Below are 24,383 nucleotides of genomic sequence, written 5' to 3' on the forward strand. Positions count from 1 at the left end.
TACTGAGGTTGAACTCGTGGTGTCGTAGGGGCTGACGGCTCGTCGCCTGTGCGGTATCACCGAAGGCATGCGGTATCCACAAGGGGGCGGGCTGACCGCCGAACGGCAGCAGTTCCGCGAGGAGTTACGGCTAAAGGCGGCCGAGAGGTTCGCCCTGGGCGAGGCGAGCTCGGTGATCGCGAAGGACCTGCGGGTCAGCGTCCGTTCGGTGCAGCGATGGCGGCAGATGTGGGACGAGGGCGGTCCCCGGGCTCTGCGGTCGCAGGGGCCGGCGTCGCTGCCGAGGCTGAGTCAGAAGCAGTTCACGCAGCTGGAGGCGGAGCTGGCCAAGGGTCCGGCCGCGCACGGCTGGGAAGACCAACGCTGGACCCTGAGCCGTGTGAAGACGGTGATCGGCCGGCGCTTCCACCTGACCTACACGGTCCAGGGCGTGCGGAAGCTGCTGGTGCGCAATGGCTGGTCCTGCCAGGTGCCTGCCCGTCGGGCCGTGGAGCGGGACGACGATGCGGTCGCGGGGTGGGCCAAGGAGGTGTGGCCCCGCGCGGAAGGTTAGCGGCGGCCCGTGGGGCCTGGCTCGTCTTCGAGGACGAGGCCGGCTTCTCCATGACGCCGCCGCACGCGAAGACTTGGTCTCGGCGCGGCCGGACCCCGGTGGTGCGGGTGCGGGGCCGTTCCCGCAGACGGATATCCATCGCCGCGCTGACCTGCTACAAGCCCGGCCACCGGTCGCGGCTGATCTACCGGCCGCGCAGGGACGACGGTCAGCGCGACGGACGCAAGAGCTTCTCCTGGCGCGATTACCGGGACCTGCTGATCGCCGCCCACCAGCAGCTCGGGGGCCCGATCGTGCTCGTCTGGGACAACCTGAACGTTCACAAGGCCGCCGGGCTGCGGGAGTTCGCCGAAGCCCGGGACTGGCTGACCATCTACTACTTGCCGCCCTACGCACCCGACCTCAACCCCGTCGAAGGGATCTGGTCACTACTGCGGCGGGGCTGGCTCTCCAACGTCGCCTTCAATACCCCCGAACACCTCGTCCAGCGCATCCGACGCGGCCTCCGGCACATCCAGTACCGCAGCCACCTGATAGACGGCTGCCTCGCCGAGACCGGCCTGACCATCAGACCCACCTGAACGACCCAGCGACATCACGAGTTCAACCTCAGTAACAGCGGGAAATCAGGGCAGGCCCGAGGGGCTGTGCACAGCGCAAGGGCCCGGAGACACTCGCGCCAGCGGACGGCTTCCGCTAACGAGCTCGTGCGTGGTTGGCGGTGGCGCGTCGATACTGGATCGTTGATCATGGCTGGTGTGGTGGGGAACCGGGCACGTGCAGCGATCATCCGAAGCCAACGGATCACCGGGCTGATCCCCGAGGTGATCGCTGAACTCGCAGCCGAGATCGGTCCGTTGTGGCACGAGCGGCATCAAGCCGCGCTGGCGTCATGACCCCGCCGTCGGGCGGTTGGTGCCGGAGCGAAGCACAAACTGGCCTTCGTCGACGGGCTGTTGGCCACCCTCGTCCACCTCCGGCACGGGGCCACCCACGACGTGCTGGCCTGCTGGTTCGGTGTCGACCGCTCCACCATCACGCGCGCAATCGGTGAAGTACGGCCCCTCCTCGCCGAGCGCGGCTGCACCGTCGCACCCGGCATCCGGCTGCGTACCCTCGCCGAGGCCATCGAGCACCTCGGCGCGAGCGGGCAGACCGGGATCATCGACGGCACCGAGATCCGGGTCCGCCGCCCGGCCGCCGGGCACAAGGACCGGGAGAAGTTCATCTCCGGCAAGAACAAGCAGAACGCCGTGAAGTCCATGGTCGTCACGGACGCCGAGGGGCGGCTGCTGTTCTGCAGCCCGGCTGAGCCGGCGAGCTGAGCGGACATCACTCACGCCCGGAAGTTGGGTCTGGTCAAGCTCCTGGCCAACGGTCCTGCCGTGGAGATTCTGGTCGATGCCGGCTATCAAGGACTCGGTGCCCAGACCGGCGGCCGCGTAGTGACGCCGCCGCACCGAAAGTTCAAGAAGAACCCGCCCGAGTGGTACGAGGAGATGCACAAGCGCCAGCGCAAGGCCCACTCCTCACGCCGCATCCGGGTCGAGCACGGCATCGGCCACCTGAAGAACTGGCGGACCCTCGCCCGCCATCACGGACGCCGCGAGCACATGAGCGACATCGTCCAGGCCGTCGCCGGACTCCTCTCCCATCAGCAGACCACGACGCTGGCCAGCAATCCGCAAACGTGAACCCACCGGCAAATCCGCAGTCTCCGACGCGCCACCGCCAACCACGCACGAGCTCGTTAGACGCCTGTGTCGGTGCTCGATTCCACCGGTCGTCAGCCGCGACGCTGGAACTGGTAGAACCGTCCCTGATGTAGTTCGTGCTCGATCTTTTCGAGCGACTTGCCCTTGGTCTCCGGCAGGAGGAAGTAGACGAACGCCAGAGACAGAACCGAGATGGCCGTGAAAAGCCAGAACGGACCGGCCGCACCGAGGTACTGGAACATCGTCAGCGTGGTGGCGGCGATGAGGAAGTCGAAGAACCAGTGGCTGAAGGCGCCGAAGGCACCGCCCTTGCCCCGCAGCTTCGTCGGATAGACCTCGGAGTTGATCAGCCAGATCGTCACCCCGAACGCGCCGTTGTTGGCGACCATGTAGAGGATCACCGCGGCGAAGACGGCGTACAGCTGCCAACCCTGGGTGGCGTCACTCCCCTCGCCGAGCAGGAGCGCGATCACGATGAAGGACAGGATCGAGATGGGGACCATCACCAGCAGGTACTTGCGTCGACCGATGATGTCCACGAGGTAGCTGCCGATGAACGTCATGACCAGTACCCCGACCGCGCCGAAGGCCGGCATCAGGACGGAGGCGTTCTCCGAGAATCCCAGGTCGTGGAAGACCGTGGGCATGTAGTAGACAAGTGCGTTGTTTCCCGTGATCTGCGAGAACATGGCGACACCGCCACCGAGGACCAGCGCGGGGCGCACACGCGCCGAGAAGAACTCCTTCCACGAGCCGGCATTGGCCTGCTGTTCCTCGGCAACGGCCTCCGCCATTCCGCCGAGCTCGCGCTCGACCAGTTCGCGGTCACCACGCAGCTTGAGCAGCACCGCCTGCGCCTTCTCGATCATGCCGTGGGCGTAGAGCCAGCGCGGGCTCTCGGGGAGGAGCGTGACGCCGAGCAGCATCACGAGTGCAGGAAGGACACCGAAACCGATCAGCCACTGCCAGGCCTGGTGCCCGATGAAGTAGCCGGTGAAGTGGGCGCAGACGATTCCGATCATGATCATGAGTTGGAAGAGCACGACCAGCCGGCCGCGTCGTTCCGCCGGTGACATCTCCGAGATGTAGATCGGGGCCGCGCCGCTCGCCGCACCGATGGCCAGACCCAGGAAGAAGCGGGCCACGGTGAGGATGGCAGGAGTGGTCCGTATGGCGCAGACCGCGGTCGCCGCGATGAAGAGTACGGCAATCAGCAGGAGCATCGGTTTGCGACCGTACCGGTCACAGAGGTAGCTGGTGAACGGGGCACTGAACACGGCGCCGAGCAGCAGTGCGGATGTGATGATCTGCTTGTCGCCCTCGGAGGTGAGGTTGTAGGACTCGCTGATTCCGGGGAGCGCCGTTGCGATGATTCCGGTGTCGTATCCGAAGAGAAGACCGGACATGGCCGCGATCATGGCGACCACGGCTACGGACGAGCCTGCCCTTGTGGTGGCCGACTGTCTGGACGTGTCTGTGGCGAGTTGCATGGGATCCGCTGTTTTCCTTTCTCGGAACGTGAATCGCTTGGTCTGCGGCCGCCATGGCGAATTGCGGGACTCGGCCGCTCATCCGTGAGTCGGGCTCGAGCGCCGCCGCGGTCCCGTCTGCCCCTGGCTCCCGGCGTCCCGCCCGCCTCTGCCGGCTTCACGCCCGGAGGCTGCCGCGCACATCACCGCCCGAGGGGCGATGGCACAGCTGCGGCGGTGGCGGCGGTAGGCAACTGGGCTTTGGGCAGGGGCCACTGTGCCCTCCAGAGAACAGAGCCGGCCTTCGACGGATCGGTCGGGCCAACGTGCGGACCGCATGAGCATCCGACATTGCTGCCTAGAGCGCAATGCTTTGCGCAAAAATTGTTCACGAGGGCTTCGCTCGCGGCCGGGCCGTACTCGAGCGCCGCTCTGTGCAGCAGTGCCTGCGCCGCCAACGTCACGCTCACCTCCGGGCCCTCACCTCATGCCGAAGCCCCCTTCACTTCGTGAAGGGGGCTTCGGCCCCGGGGCCGGCTGCAGACTGCCGGCGACTCTGCCGGTGCCTCGTGGGCTACCGCCTGCCGTGCCCAAGCGGCCCATGTGCGTCGCGCCCGCGCCGGCGCCTCAGCTCCGTCTGGGTCGACTTGAGCAGGTCGTTCCAGGACGCCTCGAACTTCTCGACGCCCTCGTCCTCGAGCAGTTGGACGACCTCGTCGTAGGAGATGCCGAGCTTCGCGACGGCCTCGAGGTCGGCGCGGGCCTGCTCGTAGGTGCCGCGGACGGTGTCACCGGTGATCTGCCCGTGGTCGCCGGTGGCCTCGAGGGTGGCCTCCGGCATGGTGTTCACCGTGCCCGGGGCGACCAGCTCGTCGACGTAGAGCGTGTCCTTGTACGCCGTGTCCTTGACACCGGTCGAGGCCCACAGCGGCCGCTGCTTGTTGGCCTGAGCCCGGTCGAGCTCGGCCCATCGGTCGCTGCCGAACACCTCCTCGAACGCCTCGTAGGCGAGACGCGCGTTGGCCAGCGCGGCCTTGCCGCGGGCCTCCTTGGCCTCGGAGGTGCCGAGGGCGTCGAGGCGCTTGTCGATCTCGGTGTCCACGCGGGACACGAAGAACGAGGCCACCGAGCGGATCTTGGACAGGTCCAGGCCCGCGGCCTTGGCCTTCTCCAGACCGGCCAGGTAGGCGTCCATGACCTCGCGGTAGCGCTCCAGCGAGAAGATCAGTGTCACATTGACGCTGATGCCGAGGCCGATGACCTCGGTGATCGCCGGCAGACCCGCCCTGGTGGCCGGGATCTTGATGAAGGTGTTCGGCCGGTCCACCAGCCAGGCCAGCTGCTTGGCCTCCGCAATGGTCGCCTTCGTGCTGTGCGCCAGGCGCGGGTCGACCTCGATCGACACCCGGCCGTCCTGGCCGCCCGTCGAGTCGAAGACCGGCCGGAGCACGTCCGCGGCGTCACGCACGTCCGCGGTGGTGATCATGCGGATGGCCTCCTCGACGGTCACCTTGCGGGCCGCGAGGTCCTCCAGCTGCTGGTCGTAGCCGTGACCCTGCGAGATCGCCTTCTGGAAGATCGACGGGTTGGTCGTGACACCCACGACGTGCTGCTGGTCGATCAGCTCGGCGAGATTGCCGGAGGTGATCCGCGTGCGCGAAAGGTCGTCCAGCCAGATCGCGACGCCTTCGTCGGAGAGGCGCTTGAGTGCGTCTGTCATGAGAGGTTCTCCCTAATCGTGTTCCTGGGCGTCAGTACGCGGCTGCGGCAAGTGAGTCCCGCGCGGCGGCGGCGACCGCCTCGGCGGTGAAGCCGTACTCGTGGAAGAGGACCTTGCCGTCGGCGGAGGCGCCGAAGTGTTCGAGGGAGACGATGCGTCCTGCGTCGCCGACGTAGCGGTGCCAGGTCAGGCCGATACCGGCCTCGACCGCGACACGCGCCTTGAGCGACGGGGGAAGCACCGAGTCCCGGTACCCCTGGTCCTGCTCCTCGAACCACTCCACGGACGGCATCGACACGACCCGGGTCGGCACACCCGCCGCCTGGAGCTGCTCGCGGGCCGCGACGGCGACGTGCACTTCGGAACCGGTCGCGATCAAGATCACCTGGGGCGCGGTGTTTTGTCCGTCGAGCCCTTCGGAGTCGAAGAGGACGTAACCGCCGCGCGCGGCATCCTTGTTGGGCGTGTACGTCGGCACGCCCTGGCGGGTCAGCGCGAGGCCGTGCGGGGCGCCCTTGCCGAACTCCTTGGTGTACCGCTTGAGGATCTCGCGCCAGGCGATCGCGGTCTCGTTGGCGTCGGCCGGGCGCACGATGTTCAGGCCCGGGATGGCGCGCAGCGAGGCCAGGTGCTCGACCGGCTGGTGGGTCGGGCCGTCCTCGCCGAGGCCGATCGAGTCGTGCGTCCACACATAGGTGACCGGCAGGTGCATCAGCGCGGACAGGCGCACGGCATTGCGCATGTAGTCGGAGAACATCAGGAAGGTGCCGCCGTAGACGCGGGTGTTGCCGTGCAGCGTGATGCCGTTCATGACCGCGGCCATGGCGTGCTCGCGGATGCCGAAGTGGATCGTCCGGCCGTACGGGTCGGCCTCCGGCAGCGGGTTGCCCGCGGGGAGGAACGACGACGTCTTGTCGATGGTCGTGTTGTTCGAGCCGGCCAGGTCGGCGGAACCGCCCCATAGCTCCGGCACGACCGCCCCGAGCGCCTGGAGGATCTTGCCCGAGGCGGCGCGGGTGGCGACACCCTTGCCCGTCTCGAACTCGGGCAGCTTGTCCTCCCAGCCCTCGGGCAGCTCGCCGGCCCGGATGCGGTCGAACTCGGCCGCGCGCTCGGGGTTGTCGTCCCGCCACTGCTGGAAGGACTTCTCCCACACGGCACGGGCCGCCCGGCCCCGCTCGCCCAGCGCACGCGTGTGGGCGATGACCTCGTCGGAGACCTCGAAGTGCTGTTCGGGGTCGAAGCCCATGACGCGCTTGGTGGCCGCGATCTCCTCCTCGCCCAGCGCCGAGCCGTGCGCGGCCTCTGTGTTCTGCGCGTTCGGGGCGGGCCAGGCGATGATCGAGCGCATCGCGATGAACGACGGCCGGTCCGTGACGGCCTTGGCCGCCTCGATCGCCGCGTACAGGGCGGCCGGGTCCAGGTCCCCGTTCTCCTTCGGCTCCACGCGCTGCACGTGCCAGCCGTAGGCCTCATACCGCTTCATCGTGTCTTCGGAGATCGCGGTCTCGGTGTCACCCTCGATCGAGATGTGGTTGTCGTCCCACAGCAGGACCAGGTTGCCGAGCCTCTGGTGACCCGCGAGCGAGGACGCCTCCGCCGAGATGCCCTCCTGCAGGCAGCCGTCACCGGCGATCACGTACACGAAGTGGTCGAACGGCGAGGTGCCCGGGGCGGCCTCGGGGTCGAACAGACCGCGCTCGTAGCGGGCGGCCATCGCCATGCCCACGGCGTTGGCGACACCCTGGCCCAGCGGGCCGGTCGTCGTCTCGACTCCGGTGGTGTGCCCGTACTCCGGGTGGCCCGGGGTCTTGCTGCCCCAGGTGCGGAACGCCTTCAGATCATCGAGCTCCAGGCCGAAGCCGGCCAGGTACAGCTGGATGTAGAGGGTCAGGGACGAGTGGCCGGCGGACAGGACGAACCGGTCGCGCCCGGTCCAGTCGGCATCCGCCGGGTCGTGCCGCATCACCTTCTGGAAGAGGGTGTACGCGGCCGGCGCCAGGCTCATGGCCGTACCCGGATGGCCGTTGCCGACCTTCTGTACGGAATCCATGGCCAGGACGCGGACCGTGTCGACTGCCCGCTGGTCCAACGCGGTCCACTCAAGGTCTCTGGTGGTCGGCTTGGTGCTCACACTGCGTCAGGGCTCCTTCGCTGGCCGGCTTGGTCGCCGGCTCTGGTGGGGTGCGGAATCGAGGGGCCGGTGACGGCTCCGATGACGTTCCGGGAACTGATGGATGTCTGCCTGCGGTCGGGTGGGGCGCCGTCTGCCCGCCGGGGCGTCCCGGCGGGCAGAGGGGTTGGTGCGGTCAGGAGCCGGCGGCGACGGACTGCGGGACGGCGTCCTCGTTGGCGGTGCCGGCGAAGTGGGCTTCGCGCGGGGCACTCGGGTTCCAGCCGCGATTCACCACGAGGCGCTGGAAGGCGATGGCACCGCTCAGAAGGACGAGAACGATGAACGCGATCACGAGCATGCCGCCTGTGGAGCCGAGCTTGACCGCATAGCCGACGGACAGGCCGAACCATCCGAAGTCGGCGTCGCCGAAGGTGGTGTTGGCCAGGCCGAGCGATCCGAGCACCTTGAGCAGTAGGGCGGGCAGGAAGGTGATGATCACGCCGTTGACGAAGCCTCCGGCGATGGCGCCACGGCGTCCGCCGGTGGCGTTGCCGAACACGCCGGCCGTACCGCCGGTGAAGAAGTGCGGGACCATGCCGGGCAGGATCAGCGCCAGGCCCATCGGCGCGTTGAAGGCCATGAGGATGCCGAGGCTGGCCAGACCGCCGGTGAAGCTGGCGATGAATCCGATCAGGACGGCGTTGGGTGCGTAGGGGAAGGTGACCGGGCAGTCGAGCGCAGGCAGCGCGCCCGGGACGACCTTGGCCGCGATGCCGTTGAAGGCGGGGACGAGCTCGCCGAGGATGGTGCGGACGCCGAAGAGGATGACGGCCACGCCCACACCGAACAGCAGGGCATGCATGACTCCGGCCATGATGTAGTCGCCCACCGTGGTGGCCTCCATGACGGCGAACGCCTCGGCTTTACCGACCCGTCCGAGCATGACCAGGGCGAACACGGTGTAGATGAGGACCATGGACAGCGCGGTGGCGATCATCGAGTCGCGCAGGAACTTCAGCCCGTCGGGGAACTTCATTTCTTCGGTGCTCTTGCTGCGCTTGCCGACCAGGCGCCCGACCGTACCGGCGGTGATGTAGCCGATCGACCCGAAGTGTCCAATGGCCACGTCCTCACCTCCCGTGACGCGGCGCGTCCAGGGATGGGTGAAGGCCGGCATGACGACCATCATCGTGCCCAGCAGGGCGGCGCCGACCGCGATCATCCAGAACGCCGACAGGTCGGCGGTAACGAGCAGGGCGGTGATCAAGGTGGCCATGAAGAAGGTGTGGTGGCCCGTCAGGAACACGTATTTCAGGGGGGTGAACCGGGCGAGCAGGATGCTCACGATGAAGCCGGCGATCATCACCCAGGCGACCTGGGCGCCGAACTGCTCCTGCGCCAGGGCTACGACGGCCTCGTTGGTGGGAACCACGCCGCGGGCGCCGGTCGCCCCGAGGATGAGCTTGCCGAGCGGTTCCAGGGCGCTGACGACGGTAGCGGCGCCGACGCCGAGGATCAGGAATCCCATCGCGGCCTTCAGACCGCCGCCGATGACCTGACCGATGCTGCGGCGCAGGGCGAGCAGTCCGATCGATGTGATGATGCCGACCAGGTAGGCGGGCTGGTTGAGAACGTTGTTGACGATGAATTTGGCTATGCCGACGATGACATCCATGGGGTGTTCCTCGGAGCGGTGGGGAGGGCGGGGAGCAGCAGTGCTGCCCGTCAGTTGGCGTCGGAGAGGGCGGCGTTGAGCGCCGTTGCGATGAGGTCGACGTTGACCAGGTTGTCGATCACGACGACCTTGGCCTTCAGTTCGCCCAGCTGTGTGGCGAGTTCACCGGAGGTGACGACGAGGTCCGCTCCGGCGGCTGCGCCACGGGCGGTGCCGATGTCGGCGACCTCGACGTCGGCACTCACGCCGAGGTTTCGCAGGGCCTTCTCGACGTTCATCTTCAGGATGATGCTGCTGCCCATTCCCATGCCGCAGACGGTGAGAATCTTCATGACTGGACCTCCGGGTCGAAGTTGGCGATCAGGTGCCGCACGGTGGCGGCGTTGGGGGCGGTGAGGAGTTCTTCCAGCCGCTTCGGCTCGCTGAGCAGTTGAGCCAGGCTGCCGAGTGCCGCGGTGTGCTGGCTGTGGTCGGTCGCGGCGAGGCCCACGACCAGGCGGACCGGGTCGTTGTCCCGGTGGCCGAAGTTGACGGGCTCCTGCAGGGACACCCAGGACAGTCCGGTGCGCCGGACCGCGGGTGAGGGGCGGGAGTGGGCCAGTGCCAGCCCTGGGGCGATGACGATGTAGGGGCCGAGCTGTTCGACGGTGGCAATCATCTCGTCGCCGTAGTCGGCGGTGGCGGCACCGCCCAGGATCAGCCCCTCGCCGGCGAGGCGGATGGCCGCCCGCCAGTCGCTCGCCGAGACGTTCACCAGGATGGACTGCTCCGGGAGAAGACCCAGCAGGGACAGTTTGTCGGACATGAGAAGGACCTTGCTGATTGGGGGATATGGCCCGGATCGCGGAACTGTGCGCCGGGTGACGGCAGCGTAGACAGGAATTCTGTCTAGCGCTAGACGTAAAACTGTTGACTTTGAACCGAAATCGGGTTGAGACTCAGGCAACCGCGGCGAACGGCCGCCCGACCCTAGGACCCTTGATGGCGACACCCTCCGTACCGGTCACCGCGACTGCGCTCACCGGCATCGCGGCCTCCCCCGGCATTGCCGGCGGCACGGCAGTGCTGTGGAACTCTCCCGACACGCATCTGGTGGAGGCGAACATCGGGGCAGACGAAGTCACAGGCCAGCTGGCGCGACTGGACGGCTGCCTGCAGGAGGCCGCGCGGGAGCTCGACGCCCTCCTGGCCGCCGTGTCCGGCGCCGAGGAGCAGGGCATCATCGCCGCGCACCAGGCGATGCTGGCCGACCCGGAGCTGCGCGAACGCCTGGCGGCAGCGGTGCGCGACCAGCTCGTGGACACCCCCACCGCCGTCCAGCGTGTGCTCACCTCGCAGGCCGACGCACTGCGCTCCTCGGGCAGCGCGCGGATCGCCGAGCGGGCCACCGACATCGACGATCTGCGCCAGCGCCTGCTCGCCGCCCTCGGCGTCTTTCGCCAGGCCCAGGCCGAACTGCCCGAGGGCGCCGTCGTCGTGGCAACCGACCTCACGCCGTCGCAGACCATCGGCCTGGACCGCACCCGCCTGCGCGCCTTCGTCCTCTCGGGCGGCGGACCGACGGCCCACACCACGATCCTCGCCCGCTCTCTCGGCATCCCGGCCGTCGTCCAGGTGCCCGGACTGGAAGCCGTCCGGGCCGGAGCGACCCTTCTCGTCGACGGTGACCGGGGCACCGTGACCGCCGACCCCGCCCCTGAGGAGGTCGCACGCGCCACCGCGGCCGCCCGCCGACGCGCGGCGGCCGCCGCAAAGCCCCTGCCCCACGCGACCACCGGTGACGGCCGCAGCATCCGGCTGTCCGCCAACATCGGGTCCGCCGACGAGGCCGTCCGCGCCCACCGCTCCGGCGCACGCTCGGTCGGTCTGTTCCGCACCGAGTTCGTCTTTCTCGCCGGCGACCGCCTGCCCGAGGAGGAGCAACAACTGGCTGCCTACGCCGGAGCGGTCCGGGCCTTGGACGGCGGGCGTGTGACGATCCGTCTGCTCGACGTCGGCGGTGACAAGCCGCTGCCGCCCCTGACCAGCTCCGAAGCCAACCCGATGCTCGGACACCGGGGGGTGCGGCTGCTGCTCGACGCCCCGGATGTGCTGCGCACTCAGCTGCGGGCCGTCCTGCGCGCCGCCGCGCACGGCGAGGTGTGGGTCTGCGTCCCCATGATCTCCGGCACCGCCGAACTGGGCGCCGTGCGCAGCCACCTCCAAGAGGTCCGCGCCGAGCTGGCCGCGGACGGGGTCGAGTACGGTCCGGTCAAGCTCGGCGTCATGATCGAGACGCCGGCGGCCGTACTGTCCGCCGCGGCCCTCGCGCGGGAGGCGGACTTCTTCTCGATCGGCACCAACGACCTGCTGCAGTACCTGGTCGCCGCCGACCGGGACAACGCCCGCGTCACCCGCCTGCTCGACGCGCACACGCCCGCGCTGCTGCACGCGATCGGCCTCGTGGTCGCGGCGGCGCACGCCCACGGCATCACGGTCAGCGTGTGCGGCGAGGCCGCGAGCGACCCCGCCATCCAGCCGTTCCTGGTAGGTCTGGGCGTCGACGAGCTGTCCATGACCGCCACCCGTCTGCCCGATGCCGCGCGCTCCATCGCCGCCGTGAGCAGTGCTGACGCCGCCGCGCTCGCCGGCCGGGCCGCCCACGCGGACGACGCCGACGCGGTGCGCAGGCTGCTGGATTCCTCCGCGCCGGCCGAGCAGATCACCGCCGAGCCGCTGGACGGCGGCGGCTGGGCCGCCACGGTGGCCGTCGCGGACCCCGAGGGCCTGCACGCCCGCCCCGCCTCGCAGCTGGTGTCGACGGCTCAGGGCTTCGACTGCGAGGTCACCCTGCACGTGGACGGAAGGCAGGCGAACGCCAAGGCGATGCTCGCCGTGCTGGGCCTGGGGGTCGACTGCGGCACCGACGTACGGATCGAGGCCCGCGGCGGCGATGCCTTCGACGCCGTCACCGCACTGGGCGCGCAACTGGCGGCCCGCCCCTGAGGCCCCGGGCCGGCGCGGTGACGTACCGCTCCGCCTCGGCCCGGCCCGCATCCCCGGGCCGGCGCGTGCCCCCCCGATCCCGCGCCGGCCCGGCTTCACTCCAGCCCGGGCTTCCCTCCACTGCGAAACCGAATTCTGCACACGATTGGCATAATGACCGTCATGGGGATTCGCAACGGCCGAGCAGCGTCGGGGGCAGGCCACCTCCTGGACATGATCCGCAACCAGCGGGCGCGGACCCGGTCCGAACTCGTCCGCGCCTCCGGCATGGCCCGCGCCACCGTCGAGAACAGGCTGACCGGTCTGTTGGAGGCCGGATACATCGTCTACGGAGCGGGCAGCCCCGGGGCAGCCCCGGTCGGGCGGCCGGCCGAGGTGTTCGAGTTCAACCACCGGTCCGGGATCATCCTGGCCGCCGATCTCGGGCTCGACCACTGCCGAGTCGCCGTGACCGACCTGGCGGCCGGGATCCTGGCGACAACCGGCGGCCCGGTGGAAACGGAATCCGGGCCTGAGGAGGTCCTGCGGCAGGTGGGCGACCACTTCACCACCGCCCTCGGACAGGCCGGCAAGGGGGCTGCCGAGGTGCGGGCCGTCGCACTCGCCCTGCCCGGCCCCGTCGAGACCGCCACCGGCCGGATCAACTCCCCCACCATGATGAGCAAATGGTATGAATTCGATCTTCGTGCCTTCTTCGCCGGCCGCTTCTCCGGCATCCCGGTCTTCGTGGAGAACGACGCCCACGTCATGGCCCTGGGCGAACAGCGCAAGCAGTGGCCCGACACCGCCGACCTGCTCATGGTCAGCGCCGGCATGAGCATCAGCAGCGGCCTGGTCCTCGGCGGCCAGCTCTTCCGCGGCTCGCTGGGCGCCGCCGGAGACATCGGACACCTCAACCGCGGCGGCGGCAGAGTCTGCCGCTGCGGCAGCGTCGGCTGCCTGGAGACCGACGCCGCCGGCTGGGCAATCGCGCGGGACCTCAGGAGCATGGACCGCGACGCGCGCACAGCGGCGGACATCGTGGCGCTCACCCGTGCCGGCGACCCTGATGCCGTCGCCCTGGTACGTCAGGCCGGGCGAGCCATCGGCAGCGTGGTCGCCGACCTCGTCGGCGTCCTCAACCCCTCCGTGGTGGCCGTCGGCGGAGCCCTCGCAGAAGCCCGCGAGACCCTGCTGGCGGGAATCCGCGAAGCCGTCTACGCCCGCTCCCACCCCTTGGCCACCCGGGACCTGCAGATCACTCACAGCCTCCTGGGTGGCGACGCCGGCCTGGTCGGCGCCGCCACCCTCGCCTCCGAACAGCTCCTCGCACCCGAAGCCATCGACGCCCAGCTCAGCAGCCGCTGAGTAAAAAGCCCAGGCGTCTCGTCCGGCAACCGGCCGGACATCGGCAGTCCGCGGGACCAGAGGATGCGGGGTGCTCGAGGTCCACGTCGACATGGCCGGACCGTCAGACCTGCGCGACGGGTCCGGATCCTTCATGCCTGTGCTTCGAGACCGCGGTCTCGAAGAGGGCGCCTTCGCTGTCCTGGCTCAGCGCACCCGTCATCAGGCTGACCACGTCCGTCATCGTGACGCTGCCGGGCTTCACGACGGCGGCCCGGCGGCCGAGCCGGTGCACGTGGATACGGTCGGCCACTTCGAAGACCTGCGGCATGTCGTGACTGATCAGGATGACGGGGATGCCGCGGTTCCGGATCTTCCGGATCAGCTCCAGGACCTGGTCCGACTCCCTGACCCCGAGCGCGGCCGTCGGCTCGTCCATGATGATCATCTCGGTGCCGAACATGGCGGCCCGCGCCACCGCCACCGCCTGCCGCTGCCCTCCGGACAGTGACCCGACCAGCTGGCCGATGTCCTGGAGCGTGGCAATGCCGAGCGCGTCCAGCTGAGCCGCGGCTTCCTCCCGCATGGCCCGGTGATCGAGGAGGTGCAGCCACGAACCGAGGACTCCCGGACGCCGGCGTGCCCGCCCGAGGAAGAGGTTCGTCGCGATGTCCAGCTGAGGTGCAAGCGCGAGTGTCTGGTACACCGTCTCGATGCCCTTCACTCTGGCATCGCGCGGAGAATGGAAGCGCACCGGCTTTCCATGCAGAGTGATGGCGCCGGCATCCGGGATGAGCGCACCTGACAGCGCCTTGATCAGACTGGACTTGCCGGCGCCGTTGTCGCCGACCACAGCCAGGACTTCACCCTCGCGAATGTCGAAGTCCGACTCCCGAATCGCTACGACATTGCCGTAACGCTTCACCAGACCCTGGGCCTGCATGACGATCCGAGCCTCGCCTGCGGCCGCGAAGCCGGGGTCCGATCCGGTCGGCGTCTCGCTCTTCATTACGTAACCTCCGTCGTCCGGCACCGGATCACCTCGTGCCGGTCAAGGATCTGTGGCACTGCCGTGAGAATCCCCTGGCAATCTCCGACGCTACTCCGATCACGGCACACTGTACAGCTTTTGCGCAAATCTTTGCGCCATAGTCTTCCGAAACCTTTATCGACCCATGTTGTCCGCTGTCATCCAATCGAGGCGTTTACTCAGCGAACTCAGTCGTTCGGGCTGCTGTCTCAGTGAACCTAGTCGTGAGCGTGATCGCACTGGGGGTGCTGGATGGCTGTACCGGCTGGGGTGGATCTTGCAGGGCCGTACGTCGAGCTGTCGTACGTGGATGCCGTACGCGAGCGTCAGCGGCGGCCGATCCTGGACTGCGTGACAGCCCGCTTCGAGGATGTCGCTCCGGTGCGGCCGTTTCGGTGGTCACGTGGTGAGCGTCACTTCGCTGGCTGGTACTGGGCGGCCACGAATGGGCAGCACGTCGGCTTCGAGTCGTGGCTGGAACGGGACCGCCTCCTGCTGATGGACTTCGATCCCAAGGTGGTGGGGATCGCTTCTCAGCCGTTCTGGCTGCACTGGCATGACGGCGAACGGGAGCGTCGGCACGCCCCGGACTACTTCGTGCGCCGTGGAGACGGCTCGGCGGTGGTCATCGATGTCCGTGTGGATGAGCGGATCGAGCCGAAGGACGCCGAAGCGTTCGAGGTGACGCGCCTGGCCTGCACCCAAACCGGGTGGAGGTTCGAGCGGCTGGGGACGCCGGACGAGGTGCTGCTGGCAAATGCCCGGTGGCTGTCGCGATACCGACATCCCCGATGCCTGAACGGCCTGGCCGCGGCTCGGCTCCGGGAGGTCTTCGCGACGCCGGGGCCGCTGATGGCCGGGGCGGATGCGGCCGGGGAACGCCTGGCGACGCTGCCCGTGCTGTTCCACCTGCTCTGGCGCCAGGAGCTGACCCCTGAGGACATGGCGGCCCAGCTGCTGGGACCCCGCACGATCGTGAGCCTGGCGGATGCGAGGGCCCGGTGACCGGGAAGAAGCGGGTGCCACCGACGGCCCGAATTGCGGAGTTCCCCAAAGCGGCCGCCGACCAGGCCCGCTGGTGGGAGAGGCACATCCTGGAGGTCCTGAACGGTCTGCCGCCGGACGCTCCGAAAGGGGCGAAGCCGCGGCCGGAGTTCGACCCGAGAGTGCACTCGCTGGCCCAGCGGGAGCGGGCCAAGGCGGTCGAGCTGACGGCAGCCGGCCACAAGGTGTCGACCAGTGGGATCAAGCAGCGGCGCCAACGCTACCAGCGGGACGGGCTGGTCGGGCTGGCGGACGGCCGGTCGGCTAAGCAGATGCCGACCTTCGGGCAGGTCGACGGGGCAGTGGTGGAAGCGATGCGGCAGGCAATCATCGAGACTGCCGACGCATCGACAAGAACCATCGGGTTCATCATCTGGCGGACCAAGCAGATCCTCGCCGACCGGGAGGAAACTGCTGCAGTTGAGCTGCCGTCACGGGCCACGCTCTACCGGCTGTTCGAGAAGCTGGCCGCAGGCACCCACGTCACCGGGTCGGCCCGCACGCGCCGCTCGGTTAACGCGCGACCGCCGGGACCGTTCGGTGAGCTGCCGGCCAGTGCCCCGGGCGAGCTGATGCAGATTGACTCCACGCCGCTGGATGTGCTGGTGCGGTTGGATGACGGGATTGCGGAGAAGGTCGAGCTGACGGCCATGGTTGACATCGCCACGAGGTCGATCACCGCGGCGGTGCTGCGGCCCACCACAAAGGCCGCGGATGCCTCCGCGGTTCTGGCCCGAAGCGTCACACCGGAGACGATGCGTCCGGGCTGGCCAGAGGCCCTGCGGATGTCCCACTCGGTGCTGCCGTACCGGCGGCTGCTGAGTATCGACGAGCGCCTGGAGCACGCGGCCGCCCGACCGGTGATTGTTCCGGAGACCATCGTCTGCGACCACGGCAAGGTGTTCGTCTCGCACAACTTCCGGGCGTCCTGCCGCTATCTGGGTATCAACCTGCAACCGGCCCACAAGGCGACGCCGACCGACAAGGGCACGATCGAGAAGACGCTTGGCTCGGTGGCGACGCTGTTCGCCCAGTTCGTCGCCGGTTACACCGGCTCGACCACGGACCGGCGCGGCCGGAAACTAGAAGACGGGCCGCTGTGGTCGCTGCCCGAACTTCAGAGCCTTCTCGACGAGTGGGTCATCGCCTGCTGGCAGACCAGGCCCCATGACGCATTGCGCGACCCGGATTCACCGGCGCGGGCGTTCTCTCCGAACGAGAAGTACGCGACTCTACTTGAGTCCTGCGGCTACGTTCCGGTTCCGCTCGGCGCCGATGACTACGTCGAGCTGCTGCCCGAGCGCTGGCAGGCGATCAACGCCTATGGCATCCGCATCAAGCACCGCATCTACGACAGCGCGGAGTTGAATCCTTTTCGCCGCCAGCACTCCGGAGTGGCGGCGAAGAAGGGCCTGTGGGAGATCCACCACGACCCCTACGACGTCTCCCGGATCTGGGTACGCGACCGCCAAGGCGAACGTTGGATCACCGTCTTCTGGAAGCAGCTACACCGCGTCGGCGTACCGTTCGGCGAGCTGGCCTGGGACCGGGCCTGTGAGCAAGTCTCCGGAGGCACCGAGGAACAGATCGCCGATGCCGTCAGTGCTCTGCTGCGGCGAGCCCACGACGGCCCCGGCGCCAAGGAGGACCCCCCGGCCACGCGTTCCAGACGTGCCCGCCGGGCCGCCGCCCGCACCCGGGTGACCGCCGGGGACCGATCGGTTCCCGACACGCCATCCACCGAGCCCACACACGACGACGGGACGGACATCCATCTCGCCGAAGTCATCCCGCTGGGCCTCTTCGACCCGCTCGCCAACCCTTGGAGGCGCCCGTGACTCGCTCCGAAGCGGCCCAGCACCCCACGTTGCAGGATGCCGATGCCGATGCCAACCGACAATTGACCACCTTGGACGGATGGCGCAGGTTCGTCGATGGCCCTCCTGCAGCCCCAGTGTTGCTTGCCCCTGATGATCTAAAGCGACTGTCCCTGGCTGACCGAATTCTCTACGACGAGGACCGGCTCGACCATCACGCCCGCATGCTCACGGTCGCCACGTCTTTTGTCGAGAGAACGGTGATCTGCGGCCGTCGGCTGGTCCTTCTCAACCGCCACGCGATCAGTGCCCGCCGCGGACTGATGGTCTCCGGGCCACCCGGCACAGGAAAGACGAGCGCTATCTCCCAGCTCGGACGTTCTCATGAGCTTCTCGACCGGGCTCGTCACCCGAATGTCTCGGACCGCATTCCCGTGCTCTACATCACGGTCCCGCCCGCCGCGACTGCTCGCATGGTTGCCGCGGAGTTTGGTCGCTTCCTGGGCCTGCCGGTGCGGCACCGATCGAATATGACGGACATCATCGAGGCCGTGGTCGGCGTATGCACCGATACCCGCACCGGCCTCGTGCTCGTTGACGAGGTCCACAACATCTCGCAGGTCACCCGGGCGGGCGCCGAAGTCTCCGACACCCTCAAGTACTTCTCTGAACGTATCCCTGCAACATTCGTCTACGCGGGCATCAGCCTGGAAACCAGCGAGCTGCTTGCCGGCACACGGGGCGCCCAGATCGCGGGTCGTTTCACCCTCGTCCCTACCCGCCCCTTTCCCTACGGCGACGAATGGAAAGGATTGGTCGCAACGCTGGAGAAAACCTTACTCCTGCACGACCATCCACAGGGCAGCCTGGTCAAACTGGACCGGCACCTCCACAGACGCACTGGAGGGATGATCGGCGCGCTCTCCCACGCGATCCGGGGTGCTGCCATCGACGCGATCCTCAACGGCACGGAACGCGTCACAAAAGCGGGGATCGACTCGATCCCCCTGGATCACGCCGCAGAAGCCTCCGCGCCACTTCACGCAAAGGCATCCCCGTGCTGACAGGGACCATCGACCATCCGCGCCCACTCCCCGTCCAGGTTTCGCCCCGCTTTGGGGAAACCACGGACTCTTACATTCGACGTATGGCCCGTGCCAACCATCTGAAGCCCAGCTACCTGCACGAATACCTCTGCGGACCGCCCTACTGGTTCGGGAAGCCGATTCTCGATCGTCTCGCTGCGGTTTCTGGCCGGAGCCCCGATTCCCTGGACCGCGCTCTTGCCGATGCCAGCTCACGTCGGGGACGCTTCAAACCAACAGCACGCTATGCGAGGAGGTTCCCTTTCCATGGCCGCCGCGACCTCCGATACCGCATAGCCCGTGACGCCTACAGGGGTGTGCCGATGCGGCTGCTCACACAGCGCCATGGCGTGCAGAGATGGGTCGTCCACCGGGCGCTGGACACGGCTCAGCCGCTCCTGCCAGGGACGCGTCGAGGCGCCGACCCGATCAGCAGCGAAATCTCCGACCTCCTCGAAGGCATGATCGCCGCCGGCCTCAACACGAGACAGATGTGGGCCGAACTCCTGGACAACCACGAATACTCGATCTCCTACGGCGCACTCGCCTATCACCTCCGGCGTACCCGGTCATGGCAGCAGCGCCTCAGACAGGCTTGAGGCATGCCCACATGTTGAGGTGTCGCATATTCGCGGGACGAAAGCGGTTTGCACCCGAGAATCCGTCCAGGCTGCAAAGGGGGCCCTGGCAGATAGCACCAGGGCCCCGCATCACTCACCAGGCTTAGAGTGCGGCCACAAGCTTTCTGGCGTCGACAACGCAGTTCTCCAGGTAGTCTGCTTTCACCTGAACACGATGCCCCATGATGTCCAGTTTGCCGGGCCTCTGCGCGTAGAGCGGGCATCCACGCGCCTGAGCGACCACGCCTGCGGTCTGGAAGTCGCGGATCTCCACGACGCCGTCCTCGATATTGTCGAAGGTGAACATCTCGGGGGTAGACGCCATGAGCGCGACGACGTCCCGGTCAATGGAGTGCAGCACCGCAGCGTACGCGGAAGCGGCCCCCATGTACTGAGTGAGCCGGTTCTTAGCAATCACATGCACTTGCGGAAGATCCCGCCCCGCCTCGCGAAGCCGAGTCGCGAAGGCGTACTGAGTATAGATGTCCGACGGGAGCTTGAGACCGTACACCAGAGAGAAGGCATTCTGAATTGCACGACGCGATGAGTCATCCGCCATCACCGGCAAGATAAGTCTGTCGGAAGATGAAAGCGCCACCTGCGTGTACATCGAGAACGAGGGGTTCGTGTCGATGAACACGGTGTCGTAGTCATCTGAGACCGTTTCGAGGAGGTCACGAATCCAGTCGATGATTCGCAGCCACGAGTTCGTGGTCGGGATCGACGTGTTTGCCAGCGCTGACATCGCAGTTGCCTGCATCTCCAGCAACGGGTCACCGGCAATGAGGTCAATATTCTCTGGAATCGCCTGGTTGTACTGACTGGGCTTCGAGATATAGTCAGCCGCCACGATGGTCGGTGGGGCAAAGGGGGAAGACAGGCGCAACTCGAAGTAGCCGCCGATCGTGCGACGCACCGGCTCCCCCTGTCGCGCAAGCAGCACTTCGCTACCTCGAAAGGCGAGCCCCCCATACAGCAGCTCGGAGAGGTTCGCCTGCGGGCAAACATCCAGCACGAGGATACGTTTATCGGGATTCTTGTGAGCGTAATGCGACAAGGTCTGGAAACATAGACTCGTCTTGCCAGTGCCGCCCTTATTGTTCCAGAAGGCGTAAGTGATCATCGACACCCCATCCGCGCCTGAGTTGGACAATGAAGCCATCGTAGCGTCCATTTTGGACATTGTCAAGGTTGGGCTGGACGTGGACTTGCTCGCCGCACTGCACGCAGCCGACGGCTACGACCATGACCACCCACCGATGACTGTGCGTGTACGGCGGGGGGCAACGGAGCAACCACCGCGGATCCCTGCGCCAGCGCGCCGGCCACAGCCGCCAGTGCGCGAAGACGACCGCCCTGACCCCAGAGGGCTGGCCCGGAAGATCCGCGTGGGGCGTTGCGAAAATGGGAGTGACCGAGGGTGGCCGAGCGTCCACTATGAGAGGCATGGCGACGGACTACGAGAACCCCATACGTCATCTCCCCAACGAGGATCCGACTGTCTACGCGGCCTACGGTCTGGCCATGTTCACCGCCGCCACTGTGGAACGCGGGCTGATCAACGCGCTCGCGCACCACCGAATCGGCCTCGCTCGGCAGGAGAAGCGCGTGCTGGGTACTGACCCGTGGAACAAGGCGGCCAGCTCCAGCTTTCAGAATCTCGTCGCCAAGGTGACTCCGCTGTGCGGCAGCGACCCCGAGCTGCCCGCCGACCTCACCAACGCGGTCAAGCGCCGCAACTACCTCGCCCACAGCTTCTGGTATGACAAGGCCCCCGAGATGATGGCCGACGGACCTCGGGGGCGCCTGATCGCAGAACTCGCCGACGACATCGACACCTTCTACATTCTCAACGACCGCGTCGCCGTCGCAGTCGTCACCCCCGGCATGGAAGCCCTCGGTGCCAGCATCGAAGCCTCCGAGGCCCTGTACGAGAAGCTGCTGAGGGACGCCCAGCAGGCCGATTGAACCCAGACCCCCGGGCGCTATGGGAGCGTCCTGAGCCCTGCGCTGCGACGGCGGCCTTGGTACTGGTGGGCTCGCGTATTCAACTGTCGCCAGTTCCCCGAGGAGTCCAGCCTGCTGGTGACCGTGCGTGATCCCCGGAGGCGTGGTGTTCTCGCGCCGTACGATGGATGGGTGACAATCGAGGTGTACGCCGACCGGTTCCTGCAGAGCGCTTTCGACGCCATGGGCGACGACCCGGAACAGATCCTCCATGCAGGAAGGATCGTGGGAGCCGCCAGGTTGGACGCGGCCGACGAGCAGGCCGTGGTCTCCCATCTCGTAGTGCGTGGTTGGGCGAGGCGTGCGGTCAACCAGGCCAACGGCCGTTCTCCCCTCATCCGCTTGACCTGGGCCGGCGTGGCCAAGGCCCGTGAGTTGCGGGCCCACTCGGAGCCACGAGCCGAACGCGAGGCACATCTGAACAACGTGCTGCCTCACTGGGCGTATAACAACTCCCCGTCGGGGGGCTCGGCGGACCTGCAGAAGTTCGCCGCGGCCAAGGAGTGGTGGTTCTGCGGCACCGAGGTCACATGGCACGAAGTAGACGCCGCCGTCGCCTATCTGGAAGCCAAGGGCCTTCTTATGGCCGACCGCGCCCCCCGGCCCCAACGCATTACGCTGACCGCCGACGGCATCGACTTCGTGCACTCCAAGCAGACTCTGTGGTTTTTCCTGACTACCCGTCAGCAGCGGCCCGTCTCAAACGGCACCATCATCGTCGACAGTAATGTCGTGTATGGGCCGGTGCACGACAGCAGCCTGGCCGCCAGAGGAAGCAACGCCCAGACGGTGCGAGGGAACGTGACCGACCACAGTCAGCACCACCCGCAGGCCCCCCAGGCCAACATCAGCGTCGGTGACATCGGGGCGGGCGCTGCCGTAAGTTTCGGCAGCGGCCCCGCCTCCGCAGCGTCCCGGGGCGGCAGAGCCATTGCTGGAAGCCACAACCGGCAGAACACCGGCCTGGAAGACGCCGACCTGATCTCGATTCTCAACCGGCTCCGGCAGGATCTGGGCGAGTATCCCGGAGGGAACGCGCTCATAGACGAACTCCAGGCCCAGGCAGCGTCCGAAGAGGACACACCGGAACTGCGCAGCTCCATGTGGAGGCTCCGCATCGAACCGTTCGCCACCCGGTTCGGAATCGTGGGTTCGCTCGCCTCGATCGTGTCTCTGCTCCTCGGATAGCTCCAGTCGGCTACTGGTGAGCTCTCGTATTCAGCTATCGCCAGTTCCTCGTGGAGTCCAGCCTGCTGGTGATCGTGCGTGATCCCCAGGGGCGCATCGGCTCCATGTCCCGCCGGTCTCGTTGCGGAGCCGGGTGGTGGTCTTGTCGGTGGTTCCTGGCCCGGGCCCGGGTCACCACCTCTGGGGCTGCAGAAATCCGCCGAAGGACCGACGCCACTCGTTGGTGGCGTCGCGCCTCTTGAGTACTTCCTCGACGACCGGGCCCGCCTCTCTGTCGAATGCGCCGTCCCGGAGCACCACGCGGTGACAGACCATGCCGCTGCTGTCCTCCTCGAAGTCCTTCCACTTCCCGCTGTCGTACCGCTTGGAGGGCCGGTGTACGTCGAGGAGCTGGAAGGCTTCGAGTGGCTTGTGCGTCTCGTAGGTGTCGCGGCCGAGGCCGTAGAAGCCGTGGCGCACGTTGCTCAGCACGTACCCGACGGTCATTGGGGCTCTGCCCTCGGGAGTCACGTGCATGGCGTCAAACTTCATGACGTCGAACCACATCAGCAGGGCCGCGATCTCGCTATTGGTGAGCACGTGGACCCAGCCGTTGGTAAAGAACCCGATGGGGATCTCAAGGAAGCTCTCGTCATCGGCCGGCACGGTGTACGGGATGCTCGCGGCGCCGGTGTCCTTGCTCTTTCCGTTCTCGCACAGGAGCAGAACGCCACGGCGGACCTGCCCCTTAATCCCGGTTGCCGACTTGAGCAGCCCCATCTCCTCAAGTGCCTTCATCGCTTGGGCGATCTGCCTGACCTTGTTCGTGCGGACCGAGGACGCCTGTACGCCGGGCCCGGCGTACTTGGCGACGGTCGCCACCAAGCCTTCCCAGGAATCGGTCTTCTGGGCGTCCGGCTCGATCGGGTACGGCTGAGGCCACTCCTTGCCGACCGCCGCCTCGCACTGCGCCGCGAACAGCATCAGGAGGTACAGCTTCAGGGTGAGCCCTTTCGGCGTGATCATCTGTGCGGAGAGCGGGCGCTCGGCCCGAGGCAGCGGCTTCCTCTCGGTCTCGACCGTCCCGCCGAACTTCTCCAGCCTCACGAAGGACCGCCGCACGCGCACAACCTGCGGCTTCTTGCCTCGCGCGTGGATCTCGCGGGCCTTCTTGATCGCATCGGGGAGCTCGCCCCCCATCAAAGCCTGTAGCTGGTCCTTGCGGATCTCGACCTTGCCATCCCGCTCCTGCGCCACAGCTGTCCTCAAAAAGTCTGACGGTTTCACCGCTACCGTTTGATCCGTATGGCTTCGCTATCCAGTTTCAATGTCATCTTCGACTTTAACTGTCGACTCGACGCCATGCGGATCAATCCGTCGACCAGTGTACCTCAGGCCCTGTCAAGTCCGCCGCACCATGGATCTCACGAGCTGGAACCCCAGCCGTTGAGGTCCCACAGGACCAGGGCAGAGAGCCGGCAAGCAGAACTGCCCTGGTACCTGTACGCACAGGAAAGAGGTATTCCTCCTGACTACCACCGACGGTACCCCAGTAGATCCGACAGAGCGCCAGCCCCTCGTCTCCGTGAGCAGGAGGCGCCCCGAGGGAGCACTCGCCTGGTGCCAGTTCGGGTTCTCCGTTCTCTGCGTTGGTTCCGGGGTCGCCCTTTGCTTCACTGGCTTCCCCTTCGTCGGCGGCCCGCTCATCACCGCCGGTACGTGCCTTCACGTCAAGGTCGAGATCAACCCTCGCTGACACCAGCAGTTGATCTTGAAGTAAGAGGACCCCGGCATCACCGGGGTCCTCTGCCGTTGTAGCGGGCGGCGGCGCCGCTGGTCAGGTTCGCTCGCGGCAGGAAGAGTTCGAGGAGGCGTTCCTTCTGGCGGGCACCGAGGCCCTGGACGCGGCGGAGCGCCTGGGAGTAGCCAGGGACGTCGCTGAAGGGGATGTGGTTCGCCTTCAGACGCTCGGGGGCTGCTGGCAGCCGTCTCACCCAATCCAGCCCTCGCAGGTCAACGCGACACCGCCGGCTAACTTCGCTGAGACGGGACAC

General features: G+C 67.4%; 21 protein-coding genes and 1 pseudogene. 12 read left to right on the forward strand and 10 right to left on the reverse strand.

The window, feature by feature from the left end:
* Nucleotides 1–67: 67 nt before the first annotated feature.
* From FVS66_RS15360 to FVS66_RS35985, 4 genes and pseudogenes are all read left to right on the forward strand, one after another.
* Nucleotides 68–553 carry a winged helix-turn-helix domain-containing protein gene (locus FVS66_RS15360; RefSeq protein WP_149180423.1) on the forward strand — a complete coding sequence of 162 codons (486 nt, stop codon included), beginning with the start codon at nucleotides 68–70 and terminating at the stop codon, nucleotides 551–553.
* Nucleotides 554–603: 50 nt separating this feature from the next.
* The gene (locus tag FVS66_RS15365) at nucleotides 604–1,134 is read left to right on the forward strand and encodes a transposase (RefSeq protein ID WP_262386880.1); all 531 of its coding nucleotides are present in this window, start codon (nucleotides 604–606) and stop codon (nucleotides 1,132–1,134) included.
* A gap of 168 nt (nucleotides 1,135–1,302) precedes the next feature.
* Nucleotides 1,303–1,449 carry a hypothetical protein gene (locus FVS66_RS35020; RefSeq protein ID WP_187645537.1) on the forward strand — a complete coding sequence of 49 codons (147 nt, stop codon included), beginning with the start codon at nucleotides 1,303–1,305 and terminating at the stop codon, nucleotides 1,447–1,449.
* A 60-nt stretch (nucleotides 1,450–1,509) separates the two neighbouring features.
* Nucleotides 1,510–2,247, forward strand: a pseudogene (locus tag FVS66_RS35985) (transposase family protein).
* A gap of 92 nt (nucleotides 2,248–2,339) precedes the next feature.
* Here FVS66_RS35985 and FVS66_RS15375 read toward each other — a convergent pair.
* From FVS66_RS15375 to FVS66_RS15400, 6 genes are all read right to left on the reverse strand, one after another.
* The gene (locus FVS66_RS15375; protein WP_149181769.1) at nucleotides 2,340–3,758 is read right to left on the reverse strand and encodes a sugar porter family MFS transporter; all 1,419 of its coding nucleotides are present in this window, start codon (nucleotides 3,756–3,758) and stop codon (nucleotides 2,340–2,342) included.
* A gap of 553 nt (nucleotides 3,759–4,311) precedes the next feature.
* Nucleotides 4,312–5,457: a transaldolase gene (tal, locus tag FVS66_RS15380; protein ID WP_149181770.1), complete on the reverse strand. Its 1,146-nt coding sequence runs from the start codon at nucleotides 5,455–5,457 to the stop codon at nucleotides 4,312–4,314.
* 31 nt (nucleotides 5,458–5,488) lie between these two features.
* Nucleotides 5,489–7,591, reverse strand: a complete 2,103-nt coding sequence (tkt, locus tag FVS66_RS15385) for a transketolase (protein ID WP_149181771.1) — start codon at nucleotides 7,589–7,591, stop codon at nucleotides 5,489–5,491.
* Nucleotides 7,592–7,766: 175 nt separating this feature from the next.
* Nucleotides 7,767–9,248 carry a PTS ascorbate transporter subunit IIC gene (locus tag FVS66_RS15390; RefSeq protein ID WP_149181772.1) on the reverse strand — a complete coding sequence of 494 codons (1,482 nt, stop codon included), beginning with the start codon at nucleotides 9,246–9,248 and terminating at the stop codon, nucleotides 7,767–7,769.
* A 50-nt stretch (nucleotides 9,249–9,298) separates the two neighbouring features.
* Nucleotides 9,299–9,580: a PTS sugar transporter subunit IIB gene (locus FVS66_RS15395; protein WP_149181773.1), complete on the reverse strand. Its 282-nt coding sequence runs from the start codon at nucleotides 9,578–9,580 to the stop codon at nucleotides 9,299–9,301.
* Nucleotides 9,577–10,053: a PTS sugar transporter subunit IIA gene (locus tag FVS66_RS15400; RefSeq protein WP_149181774.1), complete on the reverse strand. Its 477-nt coding sequence runs from the start codon at nucleotides 10,051–10,053 to the stop codon at nucleotides 9,577–9,579. Before FVS66_RS15400 ends, FVS66_RS15395 begins: the two co-directional genes overlap by 4 nt.
* 176 nt (nucleotides 10,054–10,229) lie before the next feature.
* Here FVS66_RS15400 and ptsP point away from each other — a divergent pair, with 176 nt between their 5' ends.
* Together ptsP and FVS66_RS15410 are read left to right on the forward strand one after the other, a co-directional pair.
* Nucleotides 10,230–12,233: a phosphoenolpyruvate--protein phosphotransferase gene (gene ptsP, locus FVS66_RS15405; RefSeq protein WP_149181775.1), complete on the forward strand. Its 2,004-nt coding sequence runs from the start codon at nucleotides 10,230–10,232 to the stop codon at nucleotides 12,231–12,233.
* Nucleotides 12,234–12,395: 162 nt separating this feature from the next.
* Nucleotides 12,396–13,580: an ROK family protein gene (locus tag FVS66_RS15410; protein WP_187645538.1), complete on the forward strand. Its 1,185-nt coding sequence runs from the start codon at nucleotides 12,396–12,398 to the stop codon at nucleotides 13,578–13,580.
* A 103-nt stretch (nucleotides 13,581–13,683) separates the two neighbouring features.
* Here the strand turns inward: FVS66_RS15410 and FVS66_RS15415 are convergent, their stop codons facing one another.
* A complete protein-coding gene (locus tag FVS66_RS15415) occupies nucleotides 13,684–14,502 on the reverse strand; it encodes an ATP-binding cassette domain-containing protein (RefSeq protein WP_262387012.1) in 819 nt (272 codons plus the stop codon).
* A gap of 339 nt (nucleotides 14,503–14,841) precedes the next feature.
* Here FVS66_RS15415 and FVS66_RS15420 point away from each other — a divergent pair, with 339 nt between their 5' ends.
* From FVS66_RS15420 to FVS66_RS15435, 4 genes are all read left to right on the forward strand, one after another.
* On the forward strand, nucleotides 14,842–15,594 hold the full coding sequence (locus tag FVS66_RS15420) for a TnsA-like heteromeric transposase endonuclease subunit (RefSeq protein WP_149180183.1): 753 nt from the start codon (nucleotides 14,842–14,844) through the stop codon (nucleotides 15,592–15,594).
* Nucleotides 15,591–17,471 (forward strand): Mu transposase C-terminal domain-containing protein, encoded by a 1,881-nt coding sequence (locus tag FVS66_RS15425; RefSeq protein ID WP_149180184.1) that lies wholly within the window; start codon nucleotides 15,591–15,593, stop codon nucleotides 17,469–17,471. The genes FVS66_RS15420 and FVS66_RS15425 overlap by 4 nt, the downstream gene beginning before the upstream one ends.
* Nucleotides 17,468–18,514 (forward strand): ATP-binding protein, encoded by a 1,047-nt coding sequence (locus tag FVS66_RS15430; protein ID WP_187645424.1) that lies wholly within the window; start codon nucleotides 17,468–17,470, stop codon nucleotides 18,512–18,514. The genes FVS66_RS15425 and FVS66_RS15430 overlap by 4 nt, the downstream gene beginning before the upstream one ends.
* An 83-nt stretch (nucleotides 18,515–18,597) precedes the next feature.
* Complete coding sequence (locus tag FVS66_RS15435; protein WP_149180185.1) at nucleotides 18,598–19,134, forward strand: hypothetical protein; 537 nt, start codon at nucleotides 18,598–18,600, stop codon at nucleotides 19,132–19,134.
* Nucleotides 19,135–19,258: 124 nt separating this feature from the next.
* Here the strand turns inward: FVS66_RS15435 and FVS66_RS15440 are convergent, their stop codons facing one another.
* Nucleotides 19,259–20,329 (reverse strand): ParA family protein, encoded by a 1,071-nt coding sequence (locus FVS66_RS15440; protein WP_222946907.1) that lies wholly within the window; start codon nucleotides 20,327–20,329, stop codon nucleotides 19,259–19,261.
* A 272-nt stretch (nucleotides 20,330–20,601) separates the two neighbouring features.
* On the opposite strand from FVS66_RS15440, the gene FVS66_RS15445 reads away from it, so the two are divergent.
* Both FVS66_RS15445 and FVS66_RS15450 read left to right on the forward strand, forming a co-directional pair.
* On the forward strand, nucleotides 20,602–21,123 hold the full coding sequence (locus FVS66_RS15445) for a hypothetical protein (RefSeq protein WP_149180186.1): 522 nt from the start codon (nucleotides 20,602–20,604) through the stop codon (nucleotides 21,121–21,123).
* Between the two features lie 171 nt (nucleotides 21,124–21,294).
* Entirely contained in the window at nucleotides 21,295–22,350 is a 1,056-nt protein-coding gene (locus tag FVS66_RS15450; RefSeq protein ID WP_149180187.1) for a hypothetical protein, read from the forward strand.
* A 171-nt stretch (nucleotides 22,351–22,521) separates the two neighbouring features.
* Here the strand turns inward: FVS66_RS15450 and FVS66_RS15455 are convergent, their stop codons facing one another.
* Both FVS66_RS15455 and FVS66_RS15460 read right to left on the reverse strand, forming a co-directional pair.
* Nucleotides 22,522–23,586: a hypothetical protein gene (locus tag FVS66_RS15455; protein WP_149180188.1), complete on the reverse strand. Its 1,065-nt coding sequence runs from the start codon at nucleotides 23,584–23,586 to the stop codon at nucleotides 22,522–22,524.
* 536 nt (nucleotides 23,587–24,122) lie between these two features.
* Nucleotides 24,123–24,323 carry a hypothetical protein gene (locus FVS66_RS15460; RefSeq protein ID WP_149180189.1) on the reverse strand — a complete coding sequence of 67 codons (201 nt, stop codon included), beginning with the start codon at nucleotides 24,321–24,323 and terminating at the stop codon, nucleotides 24,123–24,125.
* Nucleotides 24,324–24,383: the final 60 nt, after the last annotated feature.

This window comes from Streptomyces sp. TRM49041 (assembly GCF_008271805.1).
Lineage (GTDB): Bacteria > Actinomycetota > Actinomycetes > Streptomycetales > Streptomycetaceae > Streptomyces.